We start from the raw sequence: 250 nt of genomic DNA, 5'->3' as shown, positions 1-250 counted from the left end.
CAGATGCACCGCACCACCCGGCGCAGACAGGGCCCCGTAATTCGTCGCATTGGTGGCCAGTTCGAGCAGCACCATGGAGATCGCCTGGGAGGCCGCCGGCGACAGCATCCCCACCGGCCCGGCGAGCGTGGTGCCGCCCTTGCCGGGTGACGCCTTGGCCGGGTCCGGCAGGAAGGCGCCCACCTCGGCCCGCGCCAGGCTATGCAGCTCGGTCCCCGCCCAGCGGCCATTCGCCAGCAGCGTATGCGTC

General features: G+C 72.4%; 1 pseudogene. It reads right to left on the bottom strand.

Features of this window, described 5'->3' with window-relative positions:
* Positions 1–250: pseudogene (locus AC0IW9_RS31465) on the bottom strand (hypothetical protein); the annotation flags it as partial.

It is taken from the genome of Belnapia sp. AC561 (assembly GCF_979252845.1).
This window is presented reverse-complemented; position numbering and strand designations above follow the sequence as displayed.